Here is a 541-nt window from a genome sequence, read left to right on the forward strand (position 1 = left end):
GCTGTATGTCGCTGTGCTCCAATACATCGACGCGCCGCTGTGGGTCGCCGACCCCACCATCGACGGCTTTGCCGAGGCCCTGCCCCGCTGGCTCGGTGGCGGCACCGACGGCGACCGCTACGTCAACTCGTCGGAGGACGGCGCGATCATCGACTTCCGCGACAACGTGCTGTGGGTCGCGACAGACAACGCACGCACGCAGATCAACAACGCGCTGCACGTGGACGCGGGACCGCCCGCGAACCTCTTCGAAGGTGCGGTCACGCTGTCGGTGGGCGCGGGAGGCACCGCAGTGCGCCTCGTCGAGGGCGCGGCGCTCGCACCCTTCGGCCTGATCCCGGTGGCGCAGGGTCTCGCGACCTCGGCCACCACCGGTGACAACACCGCGCTGTATGTCGCTGTGCTCCAATACATCGACGCGCCGCTGTGGGTCGCCGACCCCGCGATCGACAGCGTGGCCAAGGTGCTCCCCCGCTCGCTCGGCGGCGTCACCGACGGCAACCACAACGTGTCCTCTGACCTCGACGGCGCGGTGGTCAAG

At 69.5% G+C, this 541-nt stretch carries 1 protein-coding gene; it reads left to right on the forward strand.

What is annotated here, in order from left to right; genetic code table 11:
* On the forward strand, positions 1 to 541 hold a 541-nt coding region (locus CS062_RS25200), incomplete at both ends, for a hypothetical protein (protein ID WP_199174369.1).

The organism is Roseateles chitinivorans (assembly GCF_002761755.1).
Taxonomy (GTDB): Bacteria; Pseudomonadota; Gammaproteobacteria; order Burkholderiales; family Burkholderiaceae_C; genus Roseateles; species Roseateles chitinivorans.